This is a genomic window from Streptomyces sp. NPDC059743 (assembly GCF_042732975.1).
Taxonomy (GTDB): domain Bacteria; phylum Actinomycetota; class Actinomycetes; order Streptomycetales; family Streptomycetaceae; genus Streptomyces.
On sequence record NZ_JBHWGS010000025.1, the window covers coordinates 46,752 to 67,766 of the forward strand.

20 protein-coding genes and 4 pseudogenes are annotated in these 21,015 nt (G+C 69.0%); 9 read left to right on the forward strand and 15 right to left on the reverse strand.

Going from position 1 to position 21,015, the window contains the following annotated elements; translation table 11 throughout:
• Positions 1-8: 8 nt before the first annotated feature.
• Positions 9-929, forward strand: coding sequence for a VOC family protein (locus ACFV6H_RS34155; RefSeq protein ID WP_385550247.1), 921 nt, complete (start codon positions 9-11; stop codon positions 927-929).
• Between the two features lie 215 nt (positions 930-1,144).
• On the opposite strand, the gene ACFV6H_RS34160 is transcribed toward ACFV6H_RS34155, so the two are convergent.
• Both ACFV6H_RS34160 and ACFV6H_RS34165 read right to left on the reverse strand, forming a co-directional pair.
• Positions 1,145-1,948: an IclR family transcriptional regulator gene (locus ACFV6H_RS34160; RefSeq protein ID WP_384787869.1), complete on the reverse strand. Its 804-nt coding sequence runs from the start codon at positions 1,946-1,948 to the stop codon at positions 1,145-1,147.
• An 83-nt stretch (positions 1,949-2,031) separates the two neighbouring features.
• Positions 2,032-2,538 (reverse strand): VOC family protein, encoded by a 507-nt coding sequence (locus ACFV6H_RS34165; RefSeq protein ID WP_384787872.1) that lies wholly within the window; start codon positions 2,536-2,538, stop codon positions 2,032-2,034.
• Positions 2,539-2,635: 97 nt separating this feature from the next.
• Between ACFV6H_RS34165 and ACFV6H_RS34170 the strand changes: the two genes are divergently transcribed.
• From ACFV6H_RS34170 to cofC, 5 genes are all read left to right on the forward strand, one after another.
• The gene (locus ACFV6H_RS34170; RefSeq protein WP_385550260.1) at positions 2,636-3,502 is read left to right on the forward strand and encodes a fumarylacetoacetate hydrolase family protein; all 867 of its coding nucleotides are present in this window, start codon (positions 2,636-2,638) and stop codon (positions 3,500-3,502) included.
• Positions 3,503-3,820: 318 nt separating this feature from the next.
• Positions 3,821-4,192, forward strand: coding sequence for an antibiotic biosynthesis monooxygenase family protein (locus ACFV6H_RS34175; protein WP_376385880.1), 372 nt, complete (start codon positions 3,821-3,823; stop codon positions 4,190-4,192).
• Between the two features lie 47 nt (positions 4,193-4,239).
• A complete protein-coding gene (locus tag ACFV6H_RS34180; RefSeq protein WP_382864401.1) occupies positions 4,240-4,686 on the forward strand; it encodes a MarR family winged helix-turn-helix transcriptional regulator in 447 nt (148 codons plus the stop codon).
• Positions 4,687-5,008: 322 nt separating this feature from the next.
• A complete protein-coding gene (locus tag ACFV6H_RS34185; RefSeq protein ID WP_385550265.1) occupies positions 5,009-6,070 on the forward strand; it encodes a pyridoxamine 5'-phosphate oxidase family protein in 1,062 nt (353 codons plus the stop codon).
• Between the two features lie 140 nt (positions 6,071-6,210).
• A complete protein-coding gene (gene cofC / locus ACFV6H_RS34190) occupies positions 6,211-7,164 on the forward strand; it encodes a 2-phospho-L-lactate guanylyltransferase (protein WP_385550268.1) in 954 nt (317 codons plus the stop codon).
• 117 nt (positions 7,165-7,281) lie between these two features.
• Here the strand turns inward: cofC and ACFV6H_RS34195 are convergent, their stop codons facing one another.
• The 8 genes and pseudogenes from ACFV6H_RS34195 to ACFV6H_RS34230 all read right to left on the reverse strand — a co-directional run.
• Positions 7,282-8,916, reverse strand: a complete 1,635-nt coding sequence (locus ACFV6H_RS34195) for a bifunctional 3-(3-hydroxy-phenyl)propionate/3-hydroxycinnamic acid hydroxylase (protein ID WP_385550271.1) — start codon at positions 8,914-8,916, stop codon at positions 7,282-7,284.
• Between the two features lie 180 nt (positions 8,917-9,096).
• Positions 9,097-9,759: a response regulator gene (locus ACFV6H_RS34200; protein WP_385550274.1), complete on the reverse strand. Its 663-nt coding sequence runs from the start codon at positions 9,757-9,759 to the stop codon at positions 9,097-9,099.
• On the reverse strand, positions 9,744-10,955 hold the full coding sequence (locus ACFV6H_RS34205; RefSeq protein WP_385550277.1) for a sensor histidine kinase: 1,212 nt from the start codon (positions 10,953-10,955) through the stop codon (positions 9,744-9,746). Before ACFV6H_RS34205 ends, ACFV6H_RS34200 begins: the two co-directional genes overlap by 16 nt.
• 120 nt (positions 10,956-11,075) lie before the next feature.
• Positions 11,076-13,337 carry an MMPL family transporter gene (locus ACFV6H_RS34210; RefSeq protein ID WP_385550280.1) on the reverse strand — a complete coding sequence of 754 codons (2,262 nt, stop codon included), beginning with the start codon at positions 13,335-13,337 and terminating at the stop codon, positions 11,076-11,078.
• 343 nt (positions 13,338-13,680) lie between these two features.
• Positions 13,681-13,827 (reverse strand): annotated as a pseudogene (locus ACFV6H_RS34215) (hypothetical protein); the annotation flags it as partial.
• Positions 13,818-14,060: a hypothetical protein gene (locus ACFV6H_RS34220; protein WP_384986004.1), complete on the reverse strand. Its 243-nt coding sequence runs from the start codon at positions 14,058-14,060 to the stop codon at positions 13,818-13,820. The pseudogene ACFV6H_RS34215 and the gene ACFV6H_RS34220, both read right to left, overlap by 10 nt.
• Positions 14,061-14,062: 2 nt before the next feature.
• Entirely contained in the window at positions 14,063-14,368 is a 306-nt protein-coding gene (locus tag ACFV6H_RS34225; RefSeq protein WP_384986005.1) for a beta-galactosidase, read from the reverse strand.
• 148 nt (positions 14,369-14,516) lie between these two features.
• Positions 14,517-14,833: pseudogene (locus tag ACFV6H_RS34230) on the reverse strand (transposase); the annotation flags it as partial.
• A gap of 203 nt (positions 14,834-15,036) precedes the next feature.
• Here ACFV6H_RS34230 and ACFV6H_RS34235 point away from each other — a divergent pair.
• Positions 15,037-15,762, forward strand: coding sequence for a dienelactone hydrolase family protein (locus ACFV6H_RS34235; protein ID WP_385550283.1), 726 nt, complete (start codon positions 15,037-15,039; stop codon positions 15,760-15,762).
• 28 nt (positions 15,763-15,790) lie between these two features.
• Here the strand turns inward: ACFV6H_RS34235 and ACFV6H_RS34240 are convergent, their stop codons facing one another.
• Entirely contained in the window at positions 15,791-16,183 is a 393-nt protein-coding gene (locus ACFV6H_RS34240) for a hypothetical protein (RefSeq protein ID WP_385550285.1), read from the reverse strand.
• Between the two features lie 206 nt (positions 16,184-16,389).
• Between ACFV6H_RS34240 and ACFV6H_RS34245 the strand changes: the two are divergent.
• Positions 16,390-16,605: pseudogene (locus ACFV6H_RS34245) on the forward strand (dihydroxyacetone kinase subunit DhaK); the annotation flags it as partial.
• Positions 16,606-16,920: 315 nt separating this feature from the next.
• Here the strand turns inward: ACFV6H_RS34245 and ACFV6H_RS34250 are convergent.
• On the reverse strand, positions 16,921-17,292 hold the full coding sequence (locus ACFV6H_RS34250) for an SDR family NAD(P)-dependent oxidoreductase (RefSeq protein ID WP_385550288.1): 372 nt from the start codon (positions 17,290-17,292) through the stop codon (positions 16,921-16,923).
• Between the two features lie 12 nt (positions 17,293-17,304).
• Between ACFV6H_RS34250 and ACFV6H_RS34255 the strand changes: the two are divergent.
• Positions 17,305-17,862 (forward strand): annotated as a pseudogene (locus ACFV6H_RS34255) (TetR/AcrR family transcriptional regulator); the annotation flags it as partial.
• Here ACFV6H_RS34255 and ACFV6H_RS34260 read toward each other — a convergent pair.
• From ACFV6H_RS34260 to ACFV6H_RS34270, 3 genes are all read right to left on the reverse strand, one after another.
• Entirely contained in the window at positions 17,749-18,027 is a 279-nt protein-coding gene (locus ACFV6H_RS34260) for a hypothetical protein (protein ID WP_385550291.1), read from the reverse strand. The pseudogene ACFV6H_RS34255 and the gene ACFV6H_RS34260 sit on opposite strands and share 114 nt — an antisense overlap.
• 170 nt (positions 18,028-18,197) lie before the next feature.
• The gene (locus ACFV6H_RS34265) at positions 18,198-19,721 is read right to left on the reverse strand and encodes an AMP-binding protein (protein WP_385550294.1); all 1,524 of its coding nucleotides are present in this window, start codon (positions 19,719-19,721) and stop codon (positions 18,198-18,200) included.
• 73 nt (positions 19,722-19,794) lie between these two features.
• Positions 19,795-21,009 carry a CaiB/BaiF CoA transferase family protein gene (locus ACFV6H_RS34270; protein ID WP_384986008.1) on the reverse strand — a complete coding sequence of 405 codons (1,215 nt, stop codon included), beginning with the start codon at positions 21,007-21,009 and terminating at the stop codon, positions 19,795-19,797.
• Positions 21,010-21,015: the final 6 nt, after the last annotated feature.

The window sequence follows — 21,015 nt, forward strand, 5'->3', positions numbered from 1 at the left end:
AGTCCCACATGTCCCTGCACCGTCTGTCCTCCGTCGTCATGGGCGTTCCCGATCCCGCCCGGACGATCTCCTACTACACCGAGTTCGGCCTCACCCCCGAGGACGGAGGCTGGCTGAGCACCCGCGACGGCGGACGCCAGCTCCATGTCGTCCACGCGCCCACCCGCCGCCTGGTGGAACTGTCCATCGGCGTGGACAGCCCCGACGACCTTGAACGGGCCGCCGCGCGGCTGACACGGCTCGGCGTCCACGCCCACCGGGACGGCTCCACCCTGACCGCGATCGAGAAGACCACCGGGCTGCGCGCCGTTCTGCGGGTCGAGCCACGAATGAGCCAGCCGGAGACCGCCGCCACGCCCTACAACGGGCCCGGCCGCACCGAGCGCGTCAACGTGCGCGCGCCCGGTCTGATGCGGAACGACCGCATCCGGCCGCGCAAGCTGGGGCACGCCGTCCTGGGCACCACCGACTTCGCCGCGACCACCGGATTCTTCCGGGACGGACTCGGTCTGAAGGTCTCGGACCTGATGGGCGATTTCGGCGCCTTCCTGCGCTGCTCGACCGACCACCACAATGTCCTGGTGCTCTCCGCGCCCGTGGCCTTCCTGCACCACACGTCCTGGCAGGTCGACGACGTGGACGACGTCGGGCGGGGCGCGATGGCGATGCTGGAGGAACACCCCGAACGGCATGTGTGGGGGCTGGGCCGCCACCACGCCGGCTCGAACTTCTTCTGGTACCTGAAGGACCCGGCCGGCAACTTCTCCGAGTACTACTCCGACATGGACTCTGTGGTCGACGACCAGTTGTGGAAGCCGGAGGTGTTCGACGGCGCCAAGGGACTGTTCAACTGGGGTCCGCCCCCGCCGCCCTCGTTCATCCGGCCGGACGACCTGGCGGGCCTGATGACAGGTTCCCACAGCGGATAGGCCGGCGACGCCACGGCGGGTGTGCCACGTCCACGGACGCGCACCCGGCAGGCATGTCCCGCCTCGCCCGCCCGCGCCCTCTGCCGCCGCCGACGCCCGCGTCCCCAACCGGGGGCGCGGGCGCGGTGGCTTCGGCGGAAAGCAGGTAGCGGCGCGGTGGCGGACGGGCGACGGGTGGGCTGCCGAGCGGGGCGGTCGTGCCGGGCGGGCGAGCGTCAGCCGATGCCCATACGGCGGACCTGATCCGACAGTTCGGCCGCGGCCTCCCGTACGGCCTTGACGTAGCGCGGGACCTCGCGGTCGGGGACGCGGTGCGAGAGCGCGGCGACGCTGAGCGCCGCCACCACCCGGTCCTGCTCCCCGGTGACGGGCGCGCCGACCCCCAGGACGTCGGGGTCCAGCTCACCGCGGCCGACGACGTACCCCTGTTCGCGGATCTCCGCGAGGTGGGCGCGCAGACGGTCGGGGTCGGTGTGGGTCGCGTCGGTGTAGCGCGGCAGCGGAAGGGCCAGCAGTTCGTCGAGTTCTGCCTCGGGGGCCCAGGCCGTCAGGGCGAGTGCGGCGGCGCCGGCGTTGACCGACAGCACCTGGCCGCGTTCGTAGGACAGGCGCAGGGCCGAGCCCGTCTCCTCCCGCTCCAGGCAGACCACGGCCGCGCCGGAGCGCCGGGTGAGCAGGACGAACATGCCGGTGCGCTCCACCAGTTCCCGCATGACGGGCCGGGCCAGGTCGGAGAGTCCGACGCCCTTGCGGGCCAGGCGGGCGAGATCGAGGACGCGGGGGCCGAGCCGGAAGCCGGAGCCGTCGTTCTCCTCCAGGAATCCGTTGGAGGTGAGGCTCTGGAGGTACCGGTAGGCGGTGGAGCGTGCGACGTCCAGGCGCGCGGCGACCTCCGCGGCGGAAAGGTCGAGCCGGTCGTCGGTGAACATGAGCAGGATGTCCAGGGCCCGGTCCGCCGTGGAGTTGCGTCCGCGGTACCCCTGGCCGCTACCTGTCTCACGCGGCGTGATTCCTGACATGCAGGAAACGTATCAGGGTTGCCTGTCGGTCGGCGCCGCCGGTTCCGCCGGCGCCGGCTTGCCTCCGCACCGGTCGGCGCGGACTACTGCACCGGCTGGTACGGGTTCTCCCCGTCGGCGAGCAGCCGGTCGGCCTCGGCATGGATCTCCTCCGCCGGGAGTCCGAAGTCGATCGACTTGCGGAACGGCTGGCGGACGTCCCGCTCGACGCGGAGATAGACCTCGTTGCGGTTCCCTTCCGGGTCGAAGAAGTAGATGCCGAAGGCGTTGCCGTGGGTCACCTCCTGCTGGACGTCGACGCCCTCCGCGGCGAACCGCGTATGGAAGGCGCGCAGATCCTCGAGCGATTCCACCCGCCAGGAGATCTGGTGCTGCTGCTTGTCACCGATCGCGGCGGTCCTGCCGCGCTGGAGGACGAACTCGTGGTGCTCCTCCTCGGGCCGGGCACTGAAGAAGACGATCGCCAGCCCGTCGTCGGCATCGGTGACCGTCAGCCCCAGCACCCTCTCGTAGAAGTCGCGCATCTTCTCCAGGTCGTACACCCAGAGCCCCGTGTGGCCCAGCCCGGTGATCGCCACGATCCATCCCATCTCTTCATGTCTCGTTTTGCAGGACATGTATCCTGCAAATCGCTACTAGCGTACGATCACCCCTGCGGTAGGTCAACGACGAAAGATGAGGTGCACCGTGCGACTCGCCACACTGCGTGTAAGGGAACAGACCTTTGCGGCCCGCCTGGACGGGGATTCGTACACCCTGCTCCCCCAGCCCGACTTGGGCGCCCTGCTCTCCTCGGGTGCCGACTACCGGCAGACGGCAGCCGACGGCCAGTGGGGGCGGGTGGCCGTGGAGGAGGCCAACTACGCGCCCCTCATTCCCCATCCGAACAAGATCATCTGCCTGGGCCTGAACTACGCCTCCCACATCGAGGAGATGGGGCGCGACACTCCCAAGTACCCGACGCTCTTCGCGAAGTACGACGGCTCCCTGATCGGCGCCCGCGACGCGATCGTGCTGCCGCGTGTGAGCGACCGCGTCGACTGGGAGGCGGAGCTGGGCTTCGTGATCGGCCGACCCGGGCGCCACGTGACGCGCGAGCGGGCCCTGGAGCACATCGCGGGCTACACGGTGGTCAACGACGTGACGGTCCGCGACTACCAGCGCCGCACACGCGAGTTCCTCGCTGGCAAGACGTTCGAGGCGACCACTCCGATCGGCCCGGAGCTGGTCACGGCCGACGAGTTCGGGGACCGGGAGCCCGACCTGGAGATCAGGTGCGAGGTCGACGGCGTCGTGATGCAGCGATCCCGCACCTCCGACCTGCTCTTCGGGATCGCGGACATCGTGGCGTACGTCAGCGAGATCGTCACACTCCTGCCGGGCGACGTGGTCTGCACGGGGACGCCGGGCGGCGTGGGGGACGGCCGCAGCCCCCAGGTCTACCTCCAGAAGGGACAGGTGCTCCGCACGGTCATCGAAGGGCTGGGCGAGACGCGGAACGAATGCGTCCAGGAGGAGCCGTACAGCCTCGGCGGGCATCCGGGAAACTCTTGACCTGCGGCAGGGATGCGCTTCATAACCTCTAGTAGTAGAGTCAAATTCGAGATGGTCGAAGGCGACCCGCACGAGCGGCCCGTCGGCTCGCGGCCCGTACGGCTGCGCGGCCCCTCGTGGCGCTGGGCGCGGAACATGCCCAGCCACCGAGCGACGGGTGGGCGCAACGGCGCGGATGCCTCACTCCGGAGAACTCCCGCCGGACACCTCCCGCCGGTTCTTTCCGCAGTACCCGCGCCGGACGGCGCGCCGACGGTACGACGCCTCCGGCGCCCTCGCCCGGCGTACCCATCCAGCACCCGGAACGGAGAGCACATCATGATGGAAATCAGGAACATCGACGAGAGCTGCCCCTTCTTCACCCAGGTCGAGCAGTCGGACGACAGCCCCGTCACCGTCATCAACACCTTCATCGCCCCCGAAGGGGGAATCGAGGCGTGTCTGGAGGCGTGGGCCAAGGAGTGCGAAGTGATGACGGCCCAGCCCGGCTTCATCTCGGCGCAGCTCTACCGCGGTGTCGGCGACAGCAGGGTCCTCACCAACGTCGCGGTGTGGGAGTCGGGGACCGCGCTCAAAGCGGTCTTCGCCCGCAAGGACTTCGCGGACTCCCTGATCCTCCCGCCGGAGGGCTCGGTCGCCTACCCGGTCCTGTACCAGAAGATGGCCATGCCCGGCATCTGCGTCGCCTGACCAGGCACCCATGTGGTCCCTCGGGGGGCAGGAGGTACAGTCCGGTCATGCCGCACCCGGACCTCCCCACCGACCTCGCCCGCCTGGTGTGGACCCTGCACCGGACGCTGCTGCAGGCCACCCGGACTCCGGTCGGCGAACACGTGCGCCCCCCGGCGCAGGTGGAACTGCTCCAGCTCGTGACCGACAGGCCCGGGGTCAGTGTCAGGGAGGCCGCGCGGATGCTCCGCATGCAGCCGAACAATGTGAGCACCCTGGTGACCCAGCTGGTGAAGGACGGGCTGCTGGAGCGGTCCCCCCATCCCGACGACCGGCGTCAGGCTCAGTTGCGACCCACCCCCCGCATGCTCGCGGAGGGCCGGGAGGTCAACGCCGGCATCTACCGCAACGTCGAGGCCGCCCTGAGCACGCTCAGTCCCGCTGCCGTCGAACGGATCGCCGCGGCCCTGCCGGACCTGCACGACCTCGCCGAGGCCGCCCACCAGGCTCCCTGAGGGCCCGCAGCGGCCCTGACGTCCCTCGGGCACGCGGTCACCACGACACATCCTTCCTTTCCCACTCCGCGGGACAAGGCGTCTGACATAAAGGACTCGGCTAGCCGAAGCAGCGGGCCTCCTCCCTCATCAGCGGCCCTGTTCCCATTCTCCGGCTCCGGCCGACTCACCGAACGACCCGAGGATCCCGCGGGCCCAGCGGATCCCCTGGCCCCGCGGACGTCACGAATCCCCGGGCCCCGACCACATTCCACGCCTCATGAACACGGGCTGCCAGGCGCTCCCTCAGTCGACGCGCCGGGCACGCACCCAGGGAGTAACCATGTTTCCTCCAGAAGCCGCAGCTCTCCTCAGTACGAAGACTCCGGCCACCTTCACCACCCTGCTCCCCGACGGCAGTCCGCACTCCGTGGTCTCCGGAGTCGTGCTGGAGGGTGACCAGTTGGTGACGAACACGGCTCCGACCGCGAAGCGGCTGAACAACCTCCGGGCGGACCCCCGGGTCAACGTCCTGATCATCGACCCCGCCTCCCCCATGCGGTACGTGGAGGTACGAGGGACGGCGACCATCCACGAACTCCAGCAGGAGCAGAAGGCCCGGCTTCTCCAGGGGCACGCGCAGGAGGGCGGCACGTCCGCGCCCACCGACCAGGAGCAGGCGGCCGTCACCGTCCTCCAGATCCGTGTGACGCCGTCCAAGGTCACGTACCACAGCTTCGACCCGCGTCAGCTCGGTCCGGCCGCCCGTCAGCGGCCGGGCGGCCGACCGGGCGCCGGCGGCGCCCCGGCCGGTGACGAGGTCCCGCGCAGCGCCCCCGACGGCGTCGTCCGGGAGGACGAGGCGGGCCGGTGGATCGAGTTCGAGCGCCCGGTGTCCCATTCGCCCGAGGCGGTCTGGGCCGCGCTCACCGAGCCGGCCCGGCTGGTGCTGTGGCAGCACCCGGTCGAGTTCCTCCCCGAGCTGCGCGAGGGCGCCACGGTCTACGCCCATCTCAACCCGCAGGCCAAGGCGTTCGCCCTGGGCAAGGTGACCCGGGTCGAGCCCCCGCACGCCCTGGCCTTCCGGTGGACGACGACGCACCCGGCCCTGTCGCCGGATGTCACGCTCTCCTACGTCCTCACCGACGGCGTACTCAAGGTCTCGTACGGCCCCTTCGGCAAGGATGACGCCGTACTGCCGATGATGGCCTCCTTGCACATCCACCTGGACCACCTGGACCTGGCGATCACCACGCCGGACAGCGAACTGCCCGCGCCCCCGTGGCCCGAGGTCAGCGTCGTGTCACGGTCCGGCCGTATGCAGTCGACCATCGGCGAGTACGCGAAGGCCCGCCCCGAACTGAGCGGTGGCCCAGGTGGACCCGGTGGACCCGGCCGCCCCTGACGCTCGGCCCCGCCGCCTCGCCAGAACGGACCGCCTGCCCCGCCCAGCCGCCGGGCGGGGCAGGCGGTGCCGCGGACAGAGCACCGCGCCTCGTCCCGGGCACCCCCACCTCCCAGACCTCCGGCACGTCGAGGAGCGGCATGAACGGTCACGACGACACCCCGGCAGCCGACAGGCCGACAGCCAGCGCCCTGCGCCGGGCCTTGAAGCGGGCGGCCAACGGAGTGTCGCTCGACATGACAGAGGCCGCCGTACTGCTCCAGGCCCGCGGTCCCGACCTGACCGCGCTCACCGGCACGGCGGCCCGCACCAGGGACGGCACGACGGGCTTGAGCCACCACTGGCTGCACCATCTGCGGGTGCCAGCAGGCGTGCAGCGCAGGACGGGTGGCTTCACCGAGTCCGCGCTGCCGTTCATCCCGGCCAACGCGCCCGTGTACGTGCCGGCCGACTGGACCGTGCTGTTGCCGGTCAAGCCCTTCCACCGGGCCAAGTCCCGTCTGCGTTGTCCGGATCCGGGCGCCCGCGCGGCGCTTGCCCGTGCCTTCTTCCGGGACACCCTCGACGCCGTCCTCGCCGCCCCCGGGGTCGGCTCGGTCCTGGTGGTGACGAGCGACGGGGAAGCGGCGGCCGACGCGCGGGCGGCAGGGGCGGGAACCGTGCCGGACCGGCTCTCCGCCGGGCTGAACGCGGCGATCAGCACCGCTGCGGCCGAGGTGCTGGCGGCGGGGATGTGTGGCCCCGTGGCGGTGCTGACCGCCGATCTGCCCGCGCTGCGCAGCGCGGAACTGGGCGAAGTACTGGCCGCCGCCGCCCGGCATCCGCGGTCCTTCCTCGCCGATCAGAGGCGCCGGGGCACGACGCTGCTCGCCGCGAGGCGCGCGCAGGATCTCGCCCCGTCCTTCGAGGACGCCTCACGTGCCCGGCACCGGCGGAGCGGCGCGTACGAACTGACCGATCCGGCGGCGCTCAGCGTCCGGCTGGACGTGGACACCCTCGACGACCTCAGGGCCGCCCACGCCCTCGGCACGGGCCGGCACACGCGCCCTCTGATCCCGGACGCACTCGGCGGCGCCGGTCCGCTGCCCGGGTAGTCCGCGCGCCCCGGCACGTCGGGGGCATCGGCCGGCGAGGCGATGGCCGTCCCGCCGTCGGCGGTGTGGCGCCGGGGGATGCCACCGACGGCGGGGGCACGGTCCGCGGAAGGACGCCTATTCCTCGGCGACGGCTGTAAGTGGTGTGGCCGCCGGTGTGCGGTGGACAACTGGGGTGGGCCGCCGCAACTGCTGCCGCAACTGGACGACCAGGTCCTTGAGTCCCGGCCCGTCGACGGCGGCGCCGAACAGGTAGAAGTCCGGCCGGACGACCGCGGCGACATGACCGTGCTCGCGCATGTGGGGAAGGTAGCCGTCGGGTCCGTCGAGGTAGCCCTCGGGCGGGGCATTGTCGGCATACAGCGGGACGGCGGTCGCACCGATGTCCGAGAGGAAGTCGCGGTCGGCGGCGTCCAGGGCGTCGAGCGGGGCGGGTCCGTCGGTGAGGACCGTGAACCCGCCGCTGGTGTGATCGTCCGACAGAGCGGTGCGGCCCTGATGGGTGACCTCGTACTGCGGGGTGAGATGGCCGACGTTCGGGGCGCGGGTGCCGTCGGGCGCCGATTGGAGGACACCGTCGCCGAGGACGGGCGGCGGGGCGGCCGGGAGTGCGTGCCGCGGGTCGGCACCGGCGGCGATCATGCGGGCGTCACGCGCCGCGGCGGTGTCGTGATCGAGTACGCAGATGACCTGCCCCAGGGCCATCGACACGCCTATGGCGTGCTGGACGTGGTTGCTGCGCTCGGAGGTGTAGGTGTCCAGCAGTGACGAGGCCGCCCGCTCCGTCAGGACCAGGTCCAGTTTCCAGGCCAGGTTGATCGCGTCACGCATCCCTGAGCACATGCCCTGTCCTGCGAATGGCGGCATCTGGTGGGCGGCGTCACCGGCGAGGATGAGTCGTCCGTCGCGCCAGCGGTCCACCCATCGGGCCTGGAAGGTATAGACGGTGTGCCGCTCGATCGTGGTGTTCTCCGGTGTGCGTCCCCACGGCTCCAGCAGGCGCCACGTCGTCTCCCGGGTGTTGAGTTCCTCGACGCTTTCGTGCGGCAGTCGCAGAAACTCCCAACGGCGCCGGCCAGGACCGCCGGAGACGATCGTGGTGGGGCGCTCGGGGTCGCACAGCTGCCAGTTCATCGGAGACCACTCGGCCCGCTCGTGCGGAAGTGTGTCGACGATCAGCCAGTCGTAGAAGAAGCCGAGGTCGCTGATGGAGGTGTCCATCCTGTCGCGGACGAAGCTGTTGGCCCCGTCGGCGCCGATCACATAGCGAGCCCGTACCTCCCCCGCGCCGTCATCCCCACTGGTGGTGAGGCGGACGGATTCCTCGTCCAGCCGCAGGTCGGTGACCTCGCAGCCGCGGCGCACGGTGACCGTGGACTGTCTCTCGGCGGCCTTGGCGAGGACGGCTTCCAGTTGGGGCTGGTAGAAGAAGCTGGCGGTGGGCCAGCCGGACGGACCGTCGCCGGACCAGTCGATGCGCACCAGCGACTCACCGGCCGCGTTGCGCCACTCGTAGTTGTCGGGCACCGGGTCAGTGATCGCACGCACCTCCTCCCCCACTCCCGCGGCCTGGAATATGCGGCCGATCTCGTGGTCGAAGTGCACCGCTCGGGGCAAGTCGTAGGAACCGGGCCAGCGCTCAAGTGCGATGACGTCATGACCGGCCCGGCCAAGCAGCAGGGCCAGCATCTGGCCGACGGGACCGAAGCCGACGATCGCGACGTCGTGCACCTTCGAGGGACTTCTACTCACGGCTCTCCTCGACTCGCTGTGGGTTCCGTCATCAATCGGCGACAGCGGCACCCTTGTCCGGTCATCAATATTCATCATGATGATTACCTTGATGCTGCATTCGCGCGGGCCGGAGCGTCAAGAGGCGTGTAGCAAAATGGTCATGATGAATACAGTGAACCTGAGCGGCGATGGGACGGGTTACGGCTGGACCAGCCCCGACTGGTACGCGATGACGACCAGCCGGGCCCGGTCCCGGGCGTCCAGTTTCGCTATGGCACGTTGGACGTGGCTCTTCACTGTCAGGGGGCTCAGGCAGAGGTCCGTGGCGATCTCGTCGTTGGACAGTCCGGCGGCGACATGTGCCACGATCTCCCGTTCGCGTGAGGTGAGGGTGTCCAGGGCCGCGGAAGACGACATCCGGCCTCGCACCGGGCGGGTCAGGAATTCACCGATCAAGGACCGGGTGGCGGCGGGCGACAGCAACGCGTCCCCCGCCGCCACCGTACGGATGGCGTCCAGGAACTCGCCGGAGCCGATGTTCTTGCCGAGGAACCCGCTGGCACCTGCGCGCAGGGCCTGGGCGACGTACTCGTCGATCTCGAAGGTCGTGAGGATCAAGACCTTGGTGTCGCGCAGACTCTCGTCCCGGCAGATCTCGGCGGTCGCGGCAAGGCCGTTGACGCCGGGCATGCGGATGTCCATGACGATCACGTCCGGACGCGTGGCGCGTGCCGCGGCGATGGCTTCCTCCCCGTCGCCGGCGACCGCGACCACTTGCATGTCGTCGCAGGAATCGATCAGCAGCTGGAACGTCCCCCGGAGCAGAGCCTGGTCGTCCGCGAGCACTACCCGAATGGCCATGAGGGCACGTCCTTCTCATCAGGTCCGCCGGTCCGGTTCGGGTTGTCGCTCTGCAGGGGGAGCTCTGTGGTCACTTCGAATCCGCCCTGCGGGCGACGGCCCGTGAAGAGCTGACCGCCGACGGACCGCACCCGTTCGCGCATGCCGATGAGGCCGTAACCCGCGGGCCGGGTGCCCGGGTCGTGGGACTGCCCGTTGTCGGACACGGTGATCGTGAGACCTCGGCGGGAGTAGACCAGCCGCACGGTGGCCTCGCCGGTGTCCGCATGTTTGACGACGTTGGTCAGCGCTTCCTGGACCACACGGTATGCCGTGAGATCGACGCCGGGAGACAGCGGCTGTACGACTCCCTGCGGCGAGACGGTGACGGCCAGACCCGCCGCCTCGAACGCCGCGATGAGATCGGGGAGTTGGGCGAGGCCGGGAGCAGGTTCGAGCGGCGCGTCGGGGCGGTCGGTCCGGCGCAGCAGGCCGAGGGTGGCCCTGAGTTCGTGCAGGACGGAGGATGTGGTGTCGGTGAGATGGCCGAGCAACTGCTGGGCCTGGCGGGGGTCGGTGGGCAGGAGATGCGCGGCGGCGCCGGCCTGGACATGGGCGAGCGCCATGTGGTGGGCGATGACATCGTGAAGATCTCGGGCTATCCGCATACGTTCCTCGCCGACACGCTGGCGCGCCTCCTCTTCACGGGTGCGCTCGGCCAGTTCCGCCCGGGCCTCCACGGCGCTCACATAGTCGCGCCGGTTGCGGACCGCGTCGCCGATGGCGCCGGCGAGCAGGACCCAGGGGACGAAGCCGAGCCGCTCGTGCCCCAGGATCCCTCCCGTCCCGGACATCAGCGAGGTGATCAACAGCAGGCTCACAGCGGTGACCGTGAAGACCTGGGCCGTGCGGCGCTCGACCTGCTGGGGCAGGAGGTAGACGGCGGCGAGAACCGGGGCCATCAACAACGGGCTGAATACGGAACCCATGACTCCCATGGCCATGGTGCACAAGGTGACCAGCACGACCACCGTCCGGGGGCGAGCCTGGTACCACGCCAACATGCCGCACGCGGCTGCCATGAGCACAAGGCCGGACGGACCCAGATCGTCGGTCATGGAGAGCCCGGCGATCGAGACACCGAACAGACCAGGGGCGAGAAGCCAGTCGCCCTTGGTCGGCAGGCGTCTGTCCGGATGGTGTCGGTCGGTGGTCATGCTGGACTCTTCCTTCCTGGTCCCCATCGTCTGCGATGGAGAGACGCCCTTCCCGTCACGGAGGAGGGCCACACGTGTCGCCACGTGCGGCCCTCCCGCTCGTGTACGGGACTCTCACTCTCAGACGTGAACCGCTTCGCGGCCCTGCTCGTCCAGGTGTCCCGGAAGGGCCTGGCCGGGCTGTCCCTGGCCCAGCGCTTCACCCTCCACATCCACGTTGGGCACGATCTTGGCCAGCCGGCGCGGCATCCACCACGCCTTGTCGCCCAGAAGGGCCAGGACGGCGGGGACAATGGTCATGCGAACGACAAACGCGTCGAAGAAGACGGCGGAGGACAGCCCCACACCCATCATCTTGATCAAGGATTCTCCGGATCCGATGAATCCGGCGAAGACGGCGATCATGATGACGGCCGCCGCGACGACGACGCGTGCGCTGTGCCGGAATCCGGTGACGATGGCCTGCCCGGTGCTTTCGCCGTGGATGTACGCCTCACGCATCCGGGTGACGAGGAAGACCTCGTAGTCCATGGCGAGTCCGAAGACCACACCGATCAGGAAGATCGGCATCATGCTCATCACGGGACCGGTCTGTTCGACACCGACGAGGCCGGCCAGCCAGCCCCACTGGAAGATCGCGACGATCACTCCGAAGGACGCGGCCACGGAGAGCAGGAAGCCCAGAGCGGCCTTGAGCGGTACGAGGACGGATCGGAAGACGACCATCAGGAGCAGGAAGGCCAGGCTCACCACCACCGCCAGATACGGCACCAGCGCGTCGGTGAGTTTCTGCGACACATCGATGTTGACCGCGGTGGTGCCGGTGACGAGCATGGTCGCCCCGGTGTCGGCCTTGAGGCCGGCCCTCTCCTCACGGAGGGTGTGAACGAGATCCTTGGTCCCTTCTTCGCTGGGGCCGGTGGAGGGGGTGGCACTGATGATCGCGGTGTCGCCGGACTTGTTGAACATGGCGGGTGACACGGAGACGACACCGTCGGTCGCGGCCAGCTTCTTGGCGACCGCCGCCACCGCCGCCTTCGGGTCCTGCGCGCCCTTCGCGTCGACGACCACGGTCAGGGGACCGTTGAAGCCGGGCCCGAAGCCTTCCGCCAAGTCGTCATAGGCACGGCGCTGGGTGGTCGACGTGGGCTGCGCCTCATCACCGGGCAGGCCCAGCCGCAGGTCGAGGGTCGGCACCGCGAGTATCCCCAGACCCACGATGCTCAGCAGAAGTACCGGCAGGGGCCGGCCCACCACAAAACGGGCCCAGCGCGTGCCCATATTGGGCTTGGTCGCGGGAGTCGGCTCCGTACCCTGAGGTGGCCGCGGGCCCGACGCTCCGGCGCCGTGACCGTCGCCGCCCCGTAGAGCTTTGCGGACCTTGCGGGGGAGGACGGCCTTCGGCGCGAAGCCCAGGACCGCGGGCACCAAGGTCACCGCGATGAGAACGGCGATGACCACCGTCGCGGCCGCGGCCAGGCCCATCTTCGTGAGCGTGGGAACGCCCACCACGGACAGTCCGGCGAGCGCGATGACCACGGTGAGACCCGCGAACACCACGGCGGAGCCGGCTGTTCCCGCGGCGCGGGCCGCCGCCTCCGCGGGACTGTGGCCCGCGGCTCGTTCGGCGCTGTAGCGCGAGACGATGAACAAGGCGTAGTCGATGCCCACCGCCAGCCCCAGCATCAGGGCGAGGGTGGTGGTCGTCGTGGAGAGGCCCACGGCGACGATCCCGGCCACACCGACGCCGATGCTCAGCAGCGCCGTGAGCAGCGGCAGACCCGCCGCTGCGAGCGACCCGAAGGTGATGACCAGCACCACCGCGGCGATGGCCACACCGATGATCTCGGTGGTCCCGCCGAACTCGGGCGCGACCCCCAGCGCGGAACCACCGATCTCGACAGTCAGACCCGCCTCGCGTGCGTCGTCGGCCGCGTCGGTGAGCGTTTTCTTCGTGGCGTCGGTGAGATCTTCAGCCTTCTCGCCGTACGAAATGCTGGAATACGCCGTCGAGTTGTCCTTGCTCACCGCGTGCGCGTCGAACGGGTTGAGGGCGGTCGCGACCTGCCCGCCGTCGGCCACCGCGGTGACGGCCTCGTCGATGGCTTCTTTGTACCGCGTCGCGGTGATCTTCTGGCCGTCCGGCGCGACGAAGACGAGGCGGGCGTCCGCACCCTCGGAGTTGCCCGCCGGGAAGCGCTGGTCCAACAGGTCGAAGGCCTTCTGCGACTCCGTGCCCGGCATCGCGAACCCGTCGTCGGGCGCTGCGGGGGCCTTGACCGCGGCGAAGGCGGTGGCGGCGAGGATCGCCACCCACATCAAGGCCACCCATCGCCGTTGCCGGAACGCCAGGTGACCTAGTCGGTATAGGAAGGTAGCCACGAAAGAAGCTCTCCTGTCAGTATTCGAGACGACAGGGCGACGCCCCGTTGGGGCTGACCCGCCGGCATTACGACCGGCCCCTGCCAATGCCCCGATTGTTCGTCTCCTGGCAGGTCATCGTCGTCGTCCACCGACAGGCTCTGCGCTGTACTGCGGCGGCAGTAGGAAGTCGCGGCAGGGTGGTCCGCAGGTAGGGGAAGCCCAGGTGGGAGAGCCGGTCCCGTCCCTCCGGGAAAGAAGCGGATCCTTCGCGGTGCCAGGGTGAATCGTCGTGATCCACCCTCGCTCGCGGTACGCGGCCTTGATACACAACGAATCCCCGGTCTCGTGAACCGGGGATTCGTCACTGTTCGGACCGCAGCACGGATTTACTCCTCGGCCGGCCCCAGGTCCGGTGTGTCGTGTAGGTCCACGACGCTGCGGCCGGTGGCCGGCCGAGGTGAAAGCCGTTGACCCAGGCGGCTCCCTTGGTCCAGCCGGTCAGGTCGAGGAAGGTGTCGGCCGCCGCATAAAGATGGAAGTGCCTCTGGTGGAAGGTGGGCCCAGGTCCGGCGGGGTTCGGTCACGCGGCGAAGACGAGGCCTCGAGAACCTCGACGGGCCTGCCGACGACGTAGACCTGGGCGCGGTCGCCGTACGCGGTGATGGCGAGGAGTGCGTGGCCCGGTGTGGTCAGGTTGGTCTCGTACAGGACGAAGCTGACGTCCTGGCCGAGCTGCTCCATCTTCAGCGGGCGCTCGTCCGCGACTGCCTCCCGCCCGAGCCGGGCAGCGCGAACTCGAGGAACGCCGACAAGTTCAGCCCACCGTCCATGCGGGACTCGCCGCGCGTGGGCTCGTGCAGGTTCCAGGGGACGTACGCGTCGACGGTGTTGAGGCCCATCAGGCGGGCCTTGCGCAGGCGGTCGCGCCAGTGTCCGAGGTGGACGCGGAATCCGAGGTGGACGCGGAAGTAGTGCAGACCACCGGAGAGGATCTGGAACGGAGCATTGTCGAGACGGAATCCTTCCGAGTCGATGCGCAGTTCCGGCATGGGTCTGCTTCCTCTGTTGGAGTCAGGCGGTGGGCGCAGGGAGGATCGCCCTCCGCCTGAAAGGTGTTCCGGCGAGTGTGGGGTGCCGGTGTGACTGCACCCGTGCGGGTGCGCCGGGCCGGTGTTGTGCCATGGCCCGGCGCACCGCGGCGCAGTTGTCCATCTCCAGTAGGCCGACGGCCGGAGCTCGGCGAGCAGGGCGGCGTGCAGCCGGGGGGGGCCAGCTGCCGGCTTCGGTCCGGTCCCGCAGGCGGCGCCGAGCCGTGATGCCTGAGCAACCCACCACCTGACGTGGCACGTCACGCCAGGCCACTCCGGTACGCAGCACGTAGAGGATGCCCGCCGGCGCGGTACGGTCGGGTATCCGATGCCGTCCTGCGTGCCGGTGCCACCGCTCGGGGCGCTGTGGCAGCAAGGGGGGCCACGCGGGCCCACAGGTCCATCGGGCACAAGATCACCGTCGATGGCCGGAAGCGTGCCAGAAGGCCCTCCGCAAAAACCCGTTGGCGGGCCACGGCGACCACTGCTACTTTTCCGGAGGCCGTGCGAGAGAACGAGGAGGTGGTACCCGTGAACGCAGTATCGACATGGGTGCTCCCCTCCGGGGTCACGGTCGGACGATAGGTCGTCCGGGAGCGCCGCTCAGAGCACTCCCGAAAGGCAAGACCATGCAATTCACTTCTGAACAGCGCCTCGACGACGGCGTCCTCGAACGCGAATTCACCCTCGGCGAGATCCCCGGCACCCTGTGGACGTCTGGATCCGCAGCACCGGCCCCGCTGATCCTGATCGGCCACAACGGCGGCTTGCACAAGCGGGAATCACGGCTGGTGGCCCGGGCCCGGCACTCCGCGGCGGAGTACGGCTACGCGGTGGCCGCCATCGACCACCCCGGGCACGGCGACCGGCCCCGTTCCGCCGTCGATGAACAGGCCCGCGCCGACCTCCGCCGGGCGATGGCAGCCGGCGAGCCGGTCGACGAGATCTTCGAGTCCTTCATCGTCCCGCTGGTCGAAAAGGCGGTCCCGGAATGGCGGACCACCCTGGACGCCCTCCTTTCGCTGCCCGAGATCGGCGGCCCGGTCGGGTACTCGGGGATGACCGCCATCGGCATTCGGCTGGCGGTGGTCGAACCACGCATCGCGGCCGCCGGTTTCTTCGCCGGGGGTTACGTGCCCCGCGCCCAGCGCGAGGAGGCCCGGCAGATCACCGTTCCGCTGCTGTTCCTGCTGCAATGGGACGACAAGGGAAACCCCCGCCAGCGGGCCCTGGACCTGTTCGACGCCTTCGGCACCAAGGAGAAGACACTGCACGCCAATCCGGGCGGACACACCGGCACCCCGTGGTTCGAGGTGGACGACGGGAACCGGTTCTTCGCCCGGCACCTGAAGTGAGGCCGAGCCGTCAGGCCGACAGCAGACGCTAGGCGGTGTCGGCCAGGATGCCGCTCATCGAGGACAGGCCCCGGCCCTCCTCGATGGCGGCAGCCGGCAGATACACAACCGCCCCGATCGAGGCGGTACCGGCCATCGGCGGTACCGGCCGGTCGAGGTGGCGCTCGGCCACCAGCGCCTCCATCAGCTGGACCCACGCCGTGAGGCACCCGGCCCGTACCCTGCGGATCGCCGGGCAGCCGACCGACACGGAGCACTTCGAAGCTGTATTCCTGCCGAACGCCGACGAGGACCTGGAGTCCGTGGACAACGTCGACGTCTTCGTGGACTTCAAGGACGGCTCCCGGTGGAGCACGACCATGATCACCCTCGCCCAGGTCGAGGTCATCATGGTGAGATGGGCCGAAAGCGGGGAAGCCATGGGAGGTCGCTACCTCTGGTGCTCGGACGGGCTCATCGTCCACGACATCAACGGTGCATGCGTTATCCACAGGGTGGCGGCCTGGCCGCCGAACGGCAGGAGTTCCGGGAGCAGTTACGGCTGGAAGCGGCTGAGCGGTTCGACCGGGGTGAGGCCTCGACGCCGTCGTACCCGGCGCGATCTTCACAAGCCCGCACCACCAGCAGATCACCGAGGCGGCGACGGTCGCGGCCACGACGACAGACAGCGACTCCGTGCTGCTCATCGTCATGAACTACACCGGCGACACTGTCAGCTTCGTCATCACTGCCGAGAAACTGCGTGCCACCGGCGTGCGTGTGCTGCCGGTACGGGTTGACGACGACATCGCCACCAGCTCGTCCGGCGCCGGCCGCCGGGGCATGGCCGCAGCCGTCGTCGTCGAGAAGGTCCTGGGGGCCGCTGCCGATCAGGGGGCCACCCTGGACGAACTCGCCCGACCTGGGCAACCGGATTACCGCCCGCTCCCGCAGCCTCGCTGTCGCCGCACGCGCCCACACATCCCTCGCGACACACAAACCCGCCTTCACACTCGCCGAAGTCCCCTCGCCCGGGCACCGCGCGCAGGAACGGCCGCCACCAGGTCCGATCGCGCTGATGACCGCTCGTGCACTCCAGGTCCCGGAGTCGGTCTCAGGGCCTGTGGGAACGGTCGGGGGGCAGCCCGCCTGGGCTGCCCTGCGACCGTTCCCACACGGTTACCAGGGCACTTCCCCGTTTTCGTCCTGGAAAGTTCCCGTCGAACCGTCCGCGTCGAGAGTTGCGAGACGCACGACGACCCTGGCACTCTCCTCCGGCGTCCTTCCGATTCCGAATGCCGCGGTCAGGTCGGTCGCGGTGGTGCCGGGCTCGACGGCGTTGAACTTGATGCCCGGCTGGGACTTGGCGTACTGGACCGTGAGCATGGTGGCTGCGGACTTGGACGCAGAGTAAAGCGCCAACGGCAAGTTGAACTCCGGCCGGTCCGGATTGGTCACTGCCCAGAAGGACCCGGCACTGCTGGAAACGGTGACCACGGTTGGGTTCGAGGACTTGCGCAGCAAGGGAAGCGCCGCCTCCGTGACACACACGATTCCCACCGTATTGGTGTCGAAGGCCCGAAAAGCCGTGGGACCGTCGGTGACTCCGTCCCCCCAAGATGCCCGCGTTGTTCACCAGGACGTCGGGCCGCGATGGGCATCTCCACCACCAGCATGTACGCAGCCTTCGGCAACAAGGAGAAGCTGTTCCGCAAGGCTCTGGAGCGCTGCACCGAAGGCCCGAGCGCATACCTGGCCCGAGCCATGGAGGAGCCGACCGCCCTCGGCGTCGCCACCGCAATTCTGGCCGGCACCGTGCGAACCACCACCCGCCCGGCCAATCCCCATGGGTGTCTGGGCGTCCACGGCGCCCTGACCACCAGCGACTCCGGGCAGGAAGTCCGTGACCTCCTCGTCGCCTGGCGCAACAACGGCTACTCCTGCGTCCGAGAGCGGTTCCAGCGCGCCGTCGACGACGGCGACCTGCCTCCGCAGACCGATCCGGGGCTACTGGCGCGCTACCTCACCACCTTCGCCTACGGCATCGCCGTACAAGCCGCGAGCGGTGTCGGCCGCGACGAACTCCAGGAGATGGCCGACGCCGCCCTGCGCAACTGGCCACTCTCCGAGACCCGCCCGGCGTGCGTCTTTCGGCCCCCCTTGGAGGGCGACCGTTTGCAGCGGCAGACCCGTCTCGTCGATCCGGCGCACCACCATGCCGCCCAGGCTCCAAGCGGAATGGGTGGAGACGCCTTCGGTCGCGTTGTGACCGGTACCCGGGGCCATGGGACGGTTCTCCAAGGGGCAGTACGTCGGGCTCACCTCGCCGATTCGAGGCTGTCGTCCACAACGGCATTTTCGCCCTGGGGTGTACTCCCTGCCACCCGGACCTGCTCAAGGGCCCGCTGTGCAGTCGGCTCCTCCCGTGTCAGTGCGCCGGCCGGCGGGGAGACCGATCACCGCGGCACCGACCCCTCGCCGCTTGTCGCTCTGCACGCGAGTACGCGGCGATCAGCGGTTCCCTTCGCTGTCAACGGCATCCTCGGCACAATCATGATCCGATCGGGAACCAGGATGCCGCTCCCGTGCTTTGCGCAGAACTCCCTCAGCGCATCCGGAGTGGCAGTTGATCCACCCGCCAGCGTGACCGCGGCTGCGACGCGCTCACCGTACAGCGGATCGGGAATTCCGAACGCCACTGCCTGGACCACCTGAGGGTGCTGCGCGAGAACGGATTCGACGGATTCCGGAGAGATCTTTTCACCGCCCCGATTGATCAGTTCCTTGATCCGGCCGGTGAGGTAGAGCGCGCCGTCGGAGTCAAGGCGGCCCAGGTCTCCGGTACGGAATCGCCCGCCGGCAAGAGCCGGTTCGGCCGGCTCATCGCCGAGATATCCAGGCATGACCGACGCTCCGTGAACGACGATCTCTCCCTCTTCGCCGATCGGGACGGATGAACCGTCCGGGGCGGTGATGCCGACCTCGACGCCGGTCGGCACGCCGACGTATCTCTCGTCGGAGCCGGTCAGGTTGTTCAGCTGCGCGGACGCGGTCTGATGAGCCGTTTCGGTCATCCCATAGGCGCGAACCACGGGTGCGTGGAAGGCCGATGTGAGCTTTTGAGCGGTGGCAGCGGACAAGGGAGCGCTGCAACTCCGGATGAAACGCAACGGTGCTTCACGCGGCCCTGGATACTCCGACGACGCACGCAGCAGGAGGATCTGATGGATCGAGGGAACCGCCGTGTACCAGGTGGCTCCGAGGTCTGTCATCTCGGGCCAGAAGGAGTGGGCGCTGAAGCGCCCCGAGGAAGGCAGTGCGACGCGTCCTCCCGATGCGAGAGTGGCCAGGAGACCTCCCATCAGGCCGTGTCCGTGGAACAGCGGCATGGCGAGCAACGTCGCGTCCGACGCCCCGAGTCGAAGGCTGGAGATGACTCCTCCGACCGACGAGCCGAGGTTGGTGCCGGTAAGAGGAACCGCCTTGGGCCGGCCTGTCGACCCCGCGGTGAACAGGATCAGTTCACACCCCGGAGGCAGAGCCGGACTCCCCTGGCCGCGGTCTGCCAAGGAAGTGTGCGGATCCGTGGTGAGGGTGAGGGCCAGACCGTGGGAGCCACGATGTGCCCGCACATGAAACGCGGGTACGGACCTGATGTCGTTCTCGGGCGGCGTCGTTGTGAGCACCGCCCGAGCGCCTACGGCCTGGAGGCGTGTGCGTACCTCTCCCGGCGCCAGCCGAGGATCGATCGGAGCTGCGACGGCGCCGAGGGACGACAATCCGAACAAGGAAATGACAAACTCAAGGCGATTGTCAGACAGCAATCCGATGGTGTCGCCTCGTCGGACACCTGCTCTCTGCGCTTGTCTCGCGAAGTCGGCGGATGCCTCCGTCAGCTCGGTGTAGGTGGCGCCCGTGTTTCCGGCCGTCCCATGGACGGCGGTGTGTGCGCCGTGTGAGGCTGCGGCGGCAGTGAGCATCGCGAAGAGCCACGGGCGGCCGGTGGCTGTACGGCCCGTAGGTGAGATCTCGCCCGTGGGTGGCACGACCGCTTTACTTCTGTTCTTGGAATTCGGCGCGGATGGCGTCACCGTGCTCGTCGAGAGCAGGCGATGGCGCCAGTGTCCCAAGAGAGTTGTACCGTCCGTATTTCATTGGGCTGCCGGGCACGTCGTAGCCCCCGATATTTTTCACCATGGCCCGGGCCTTGATCTGGGGGAGTCTGCGCGTGTCGTCCACGTTGAGGACCACGCCCACGGGAATTCCGGCCTGTTCGAGCTTCTCGCGCCATACGGCGGCCGTGTCGCCCGTGAGCACGGCTTCCATCTCCTGCTTCAGCGGGGCCCAGTTGTCGGACCTCTTCGCGTTCGTGTCGAAGCGGTCGTCCGTCGCCAGTTCAGGTTTGCCGAGTACTTCGGCCAGGATTCCGAACAGGTGGTCATTTCCGACGGTGATGGCGAGTGGCTGGTCCCGGCAGGCGAAGGTGTCGAAGGGATACATGAACGGATGCCGGTTCCCGAGCCGTTGGGGCCGCACCCTCGGGCCGAGTGCGTCCATGAGTCCGTGCTCAAGGAGGGCGAACGTCGAATCGAGCATGGCGATGTCGACCGTGCTCCCCATGCCGGTGCTCTCCCGGGCGAGCAGCGCGGTCACGATGCCGCAATACCCGTAGATACCCGCGGCGATGTCCGAGAGGGACGTGCCGACACGCGTGGGACCGCCGTCCGGTGTACCGGTCGCGTCCATGATCCCGGACAGGGCCTGGATGATCGTGTCGTACGCGGCTTGGTCGTGCATCGGCCCGTACTGGCCGAAGCCGGAGATCGAACACACCACAAGACGCGGAAATTCCTTGACCAGTTCTTCGGGGTCCATACCGAGTTTGGCCATCACGCCGGGCCGGAAGTTCTCCACGACCACGTCCACTTTGCCGAGCATCCGCTTGACGAGCGCCATGTCCTCGGGTTCCTTGAGGTCGATGGCGATCGACTGCTTGCCGAGGTTCGCGAAGCGGTAGTACTCGCTGCTCCCGTCTTTGAGGAACGGCCCCATTTTACGGGTGTCGTCTCCCACGCCCGGTCGCTCGACCTTGATGACCCGGGCTCCGCCGTCCGCGAGCATACGCGAACATGTCGGCCCCGCCAGCACATGCGTGAAGTCGAGTACGGTGATTCCCGCGAGCGGATACGGCTTCTCAGGATCGAGATGCCCGGCGCTCCGTGCGTCGGTCTTCGCCCGGTCTTTTGCCGCGCGTGCGGTTGCCGTCATTTGAGG

Bases quoted from the DNA above. Each gene is read 5' to 3' on its own strand.
- ACFV6H_RS34225 (WP_384986005.1), bottom strand. From the start codon at position 14,368: ATGCCGGAACTGCGCATCGACTCGGAAGGATTCCGTCTCGACAATGCT.
- ACFV6H_RS34220 (WP_384986004.1), bottom strand. From the start codon at position 14,060: ATGGAGCAGCTCGGCCAGGACGTCAGCTTCGTCCTGTACGAGACCAAC.
- cofC (WP_385550268.1), top strand. From the start codon at position 6,211: ATGAACGGTCACGACGACACCCCGGCAGCCGACAGGCCGACAGCCAGC.
- ACFV6H_RS34265 (WP_385550294.1), bottom strand. From the start codon at position 19,721: ATGCTCACTGCCGCCGCAGCCTCACACGGCGCACACACCGCCGTCCAT.
- ACFV6H_RS34240 (WP_385550285.1), bottom strand. From the start codon at position 16,183: ATGGCTTCCCCGCTTTCGGCCCATCTCACCATGATGACCTCGACCTGG.
- ACFV6H_RS34270 (WP_384986008.1), bottom strand. From the start codon at position 21,009: ATGACGGCAACCGCACGCGCGGCAAAAGACCGGGCGAAGACCGACGCA.
- ACFV6H_RS34185 (WP_385550265.1), top strand. From the start codon at position 5,009: ATGTTTCCTCCAGAAGCCGCAGCTCTCCTCAGTACGAAGACTCCGGCC.
- ACFV6H_RS34235 (WP_385550283.1), top strand. From the start codon at position 15,037: ATGCAATTCACTTCTGAACAGCGCCTCGACGACGGCGTCCTCGAACGC.
- ACFV6H_RS34175 (WP_376385880.1), top strand. From the start codon at position 3,821: ATGATGGAAATCAGGAACATCGACGAGAGCTGCCCCTTCTTCACCCAG.
- ACFV6H_RS34165 (WP_384787872.1), bottom strand. From the start codon at position 2,538: ATGGGATGGATCGTGGCGATCACCGGGCTGGGCCACACGGGGCTCTGG.
- ACFV6H_RS34200 (WP_385550274.1), bottom strand. From the start codon at position 9,759: ATGGCCATTCGGGTAGTGCTCGCGGACGACCAGGCTCTGCTCCGGGGG.
- ACFV6H_RS34180 (WP_382864401.1), top strand. From the start codon at position 4,240: ATGCCGCACCCGGACCTCCCCACCGACCTCGCCCGCCTGGTGTGGACC.
- ACFV6H_RS34205 (WP_385550277.1), bottom strand. From the start codon at position 10,955: ATGACCACCGACCGACACCATCCGGACAGACGCCTGCCGACCAAGGGC.
- ACFV6H_RS34160 (WP_384787869.1), bottom strand. From the start codon at position 1,948: ATGTCAGGAATCACGCCGCGTGAGACAGGTAGCGGCCAGGGGTACCGC.
- ACFV6H_RS34260 (WP_385550291.1), bottom strand. From the start codon at position 18,027: ATGGCCCCGGGTACCGGTCACAACGCGACCGAAGGCGTCTCCACCCAT.
- ACFV6H_RS34155 (WP_385550247.1), top strand. From the start codon at position 9: ATGTCCCTGCACCGTCTGTCCTCCGTCGTCATGGGCGTTCCCGATCCC.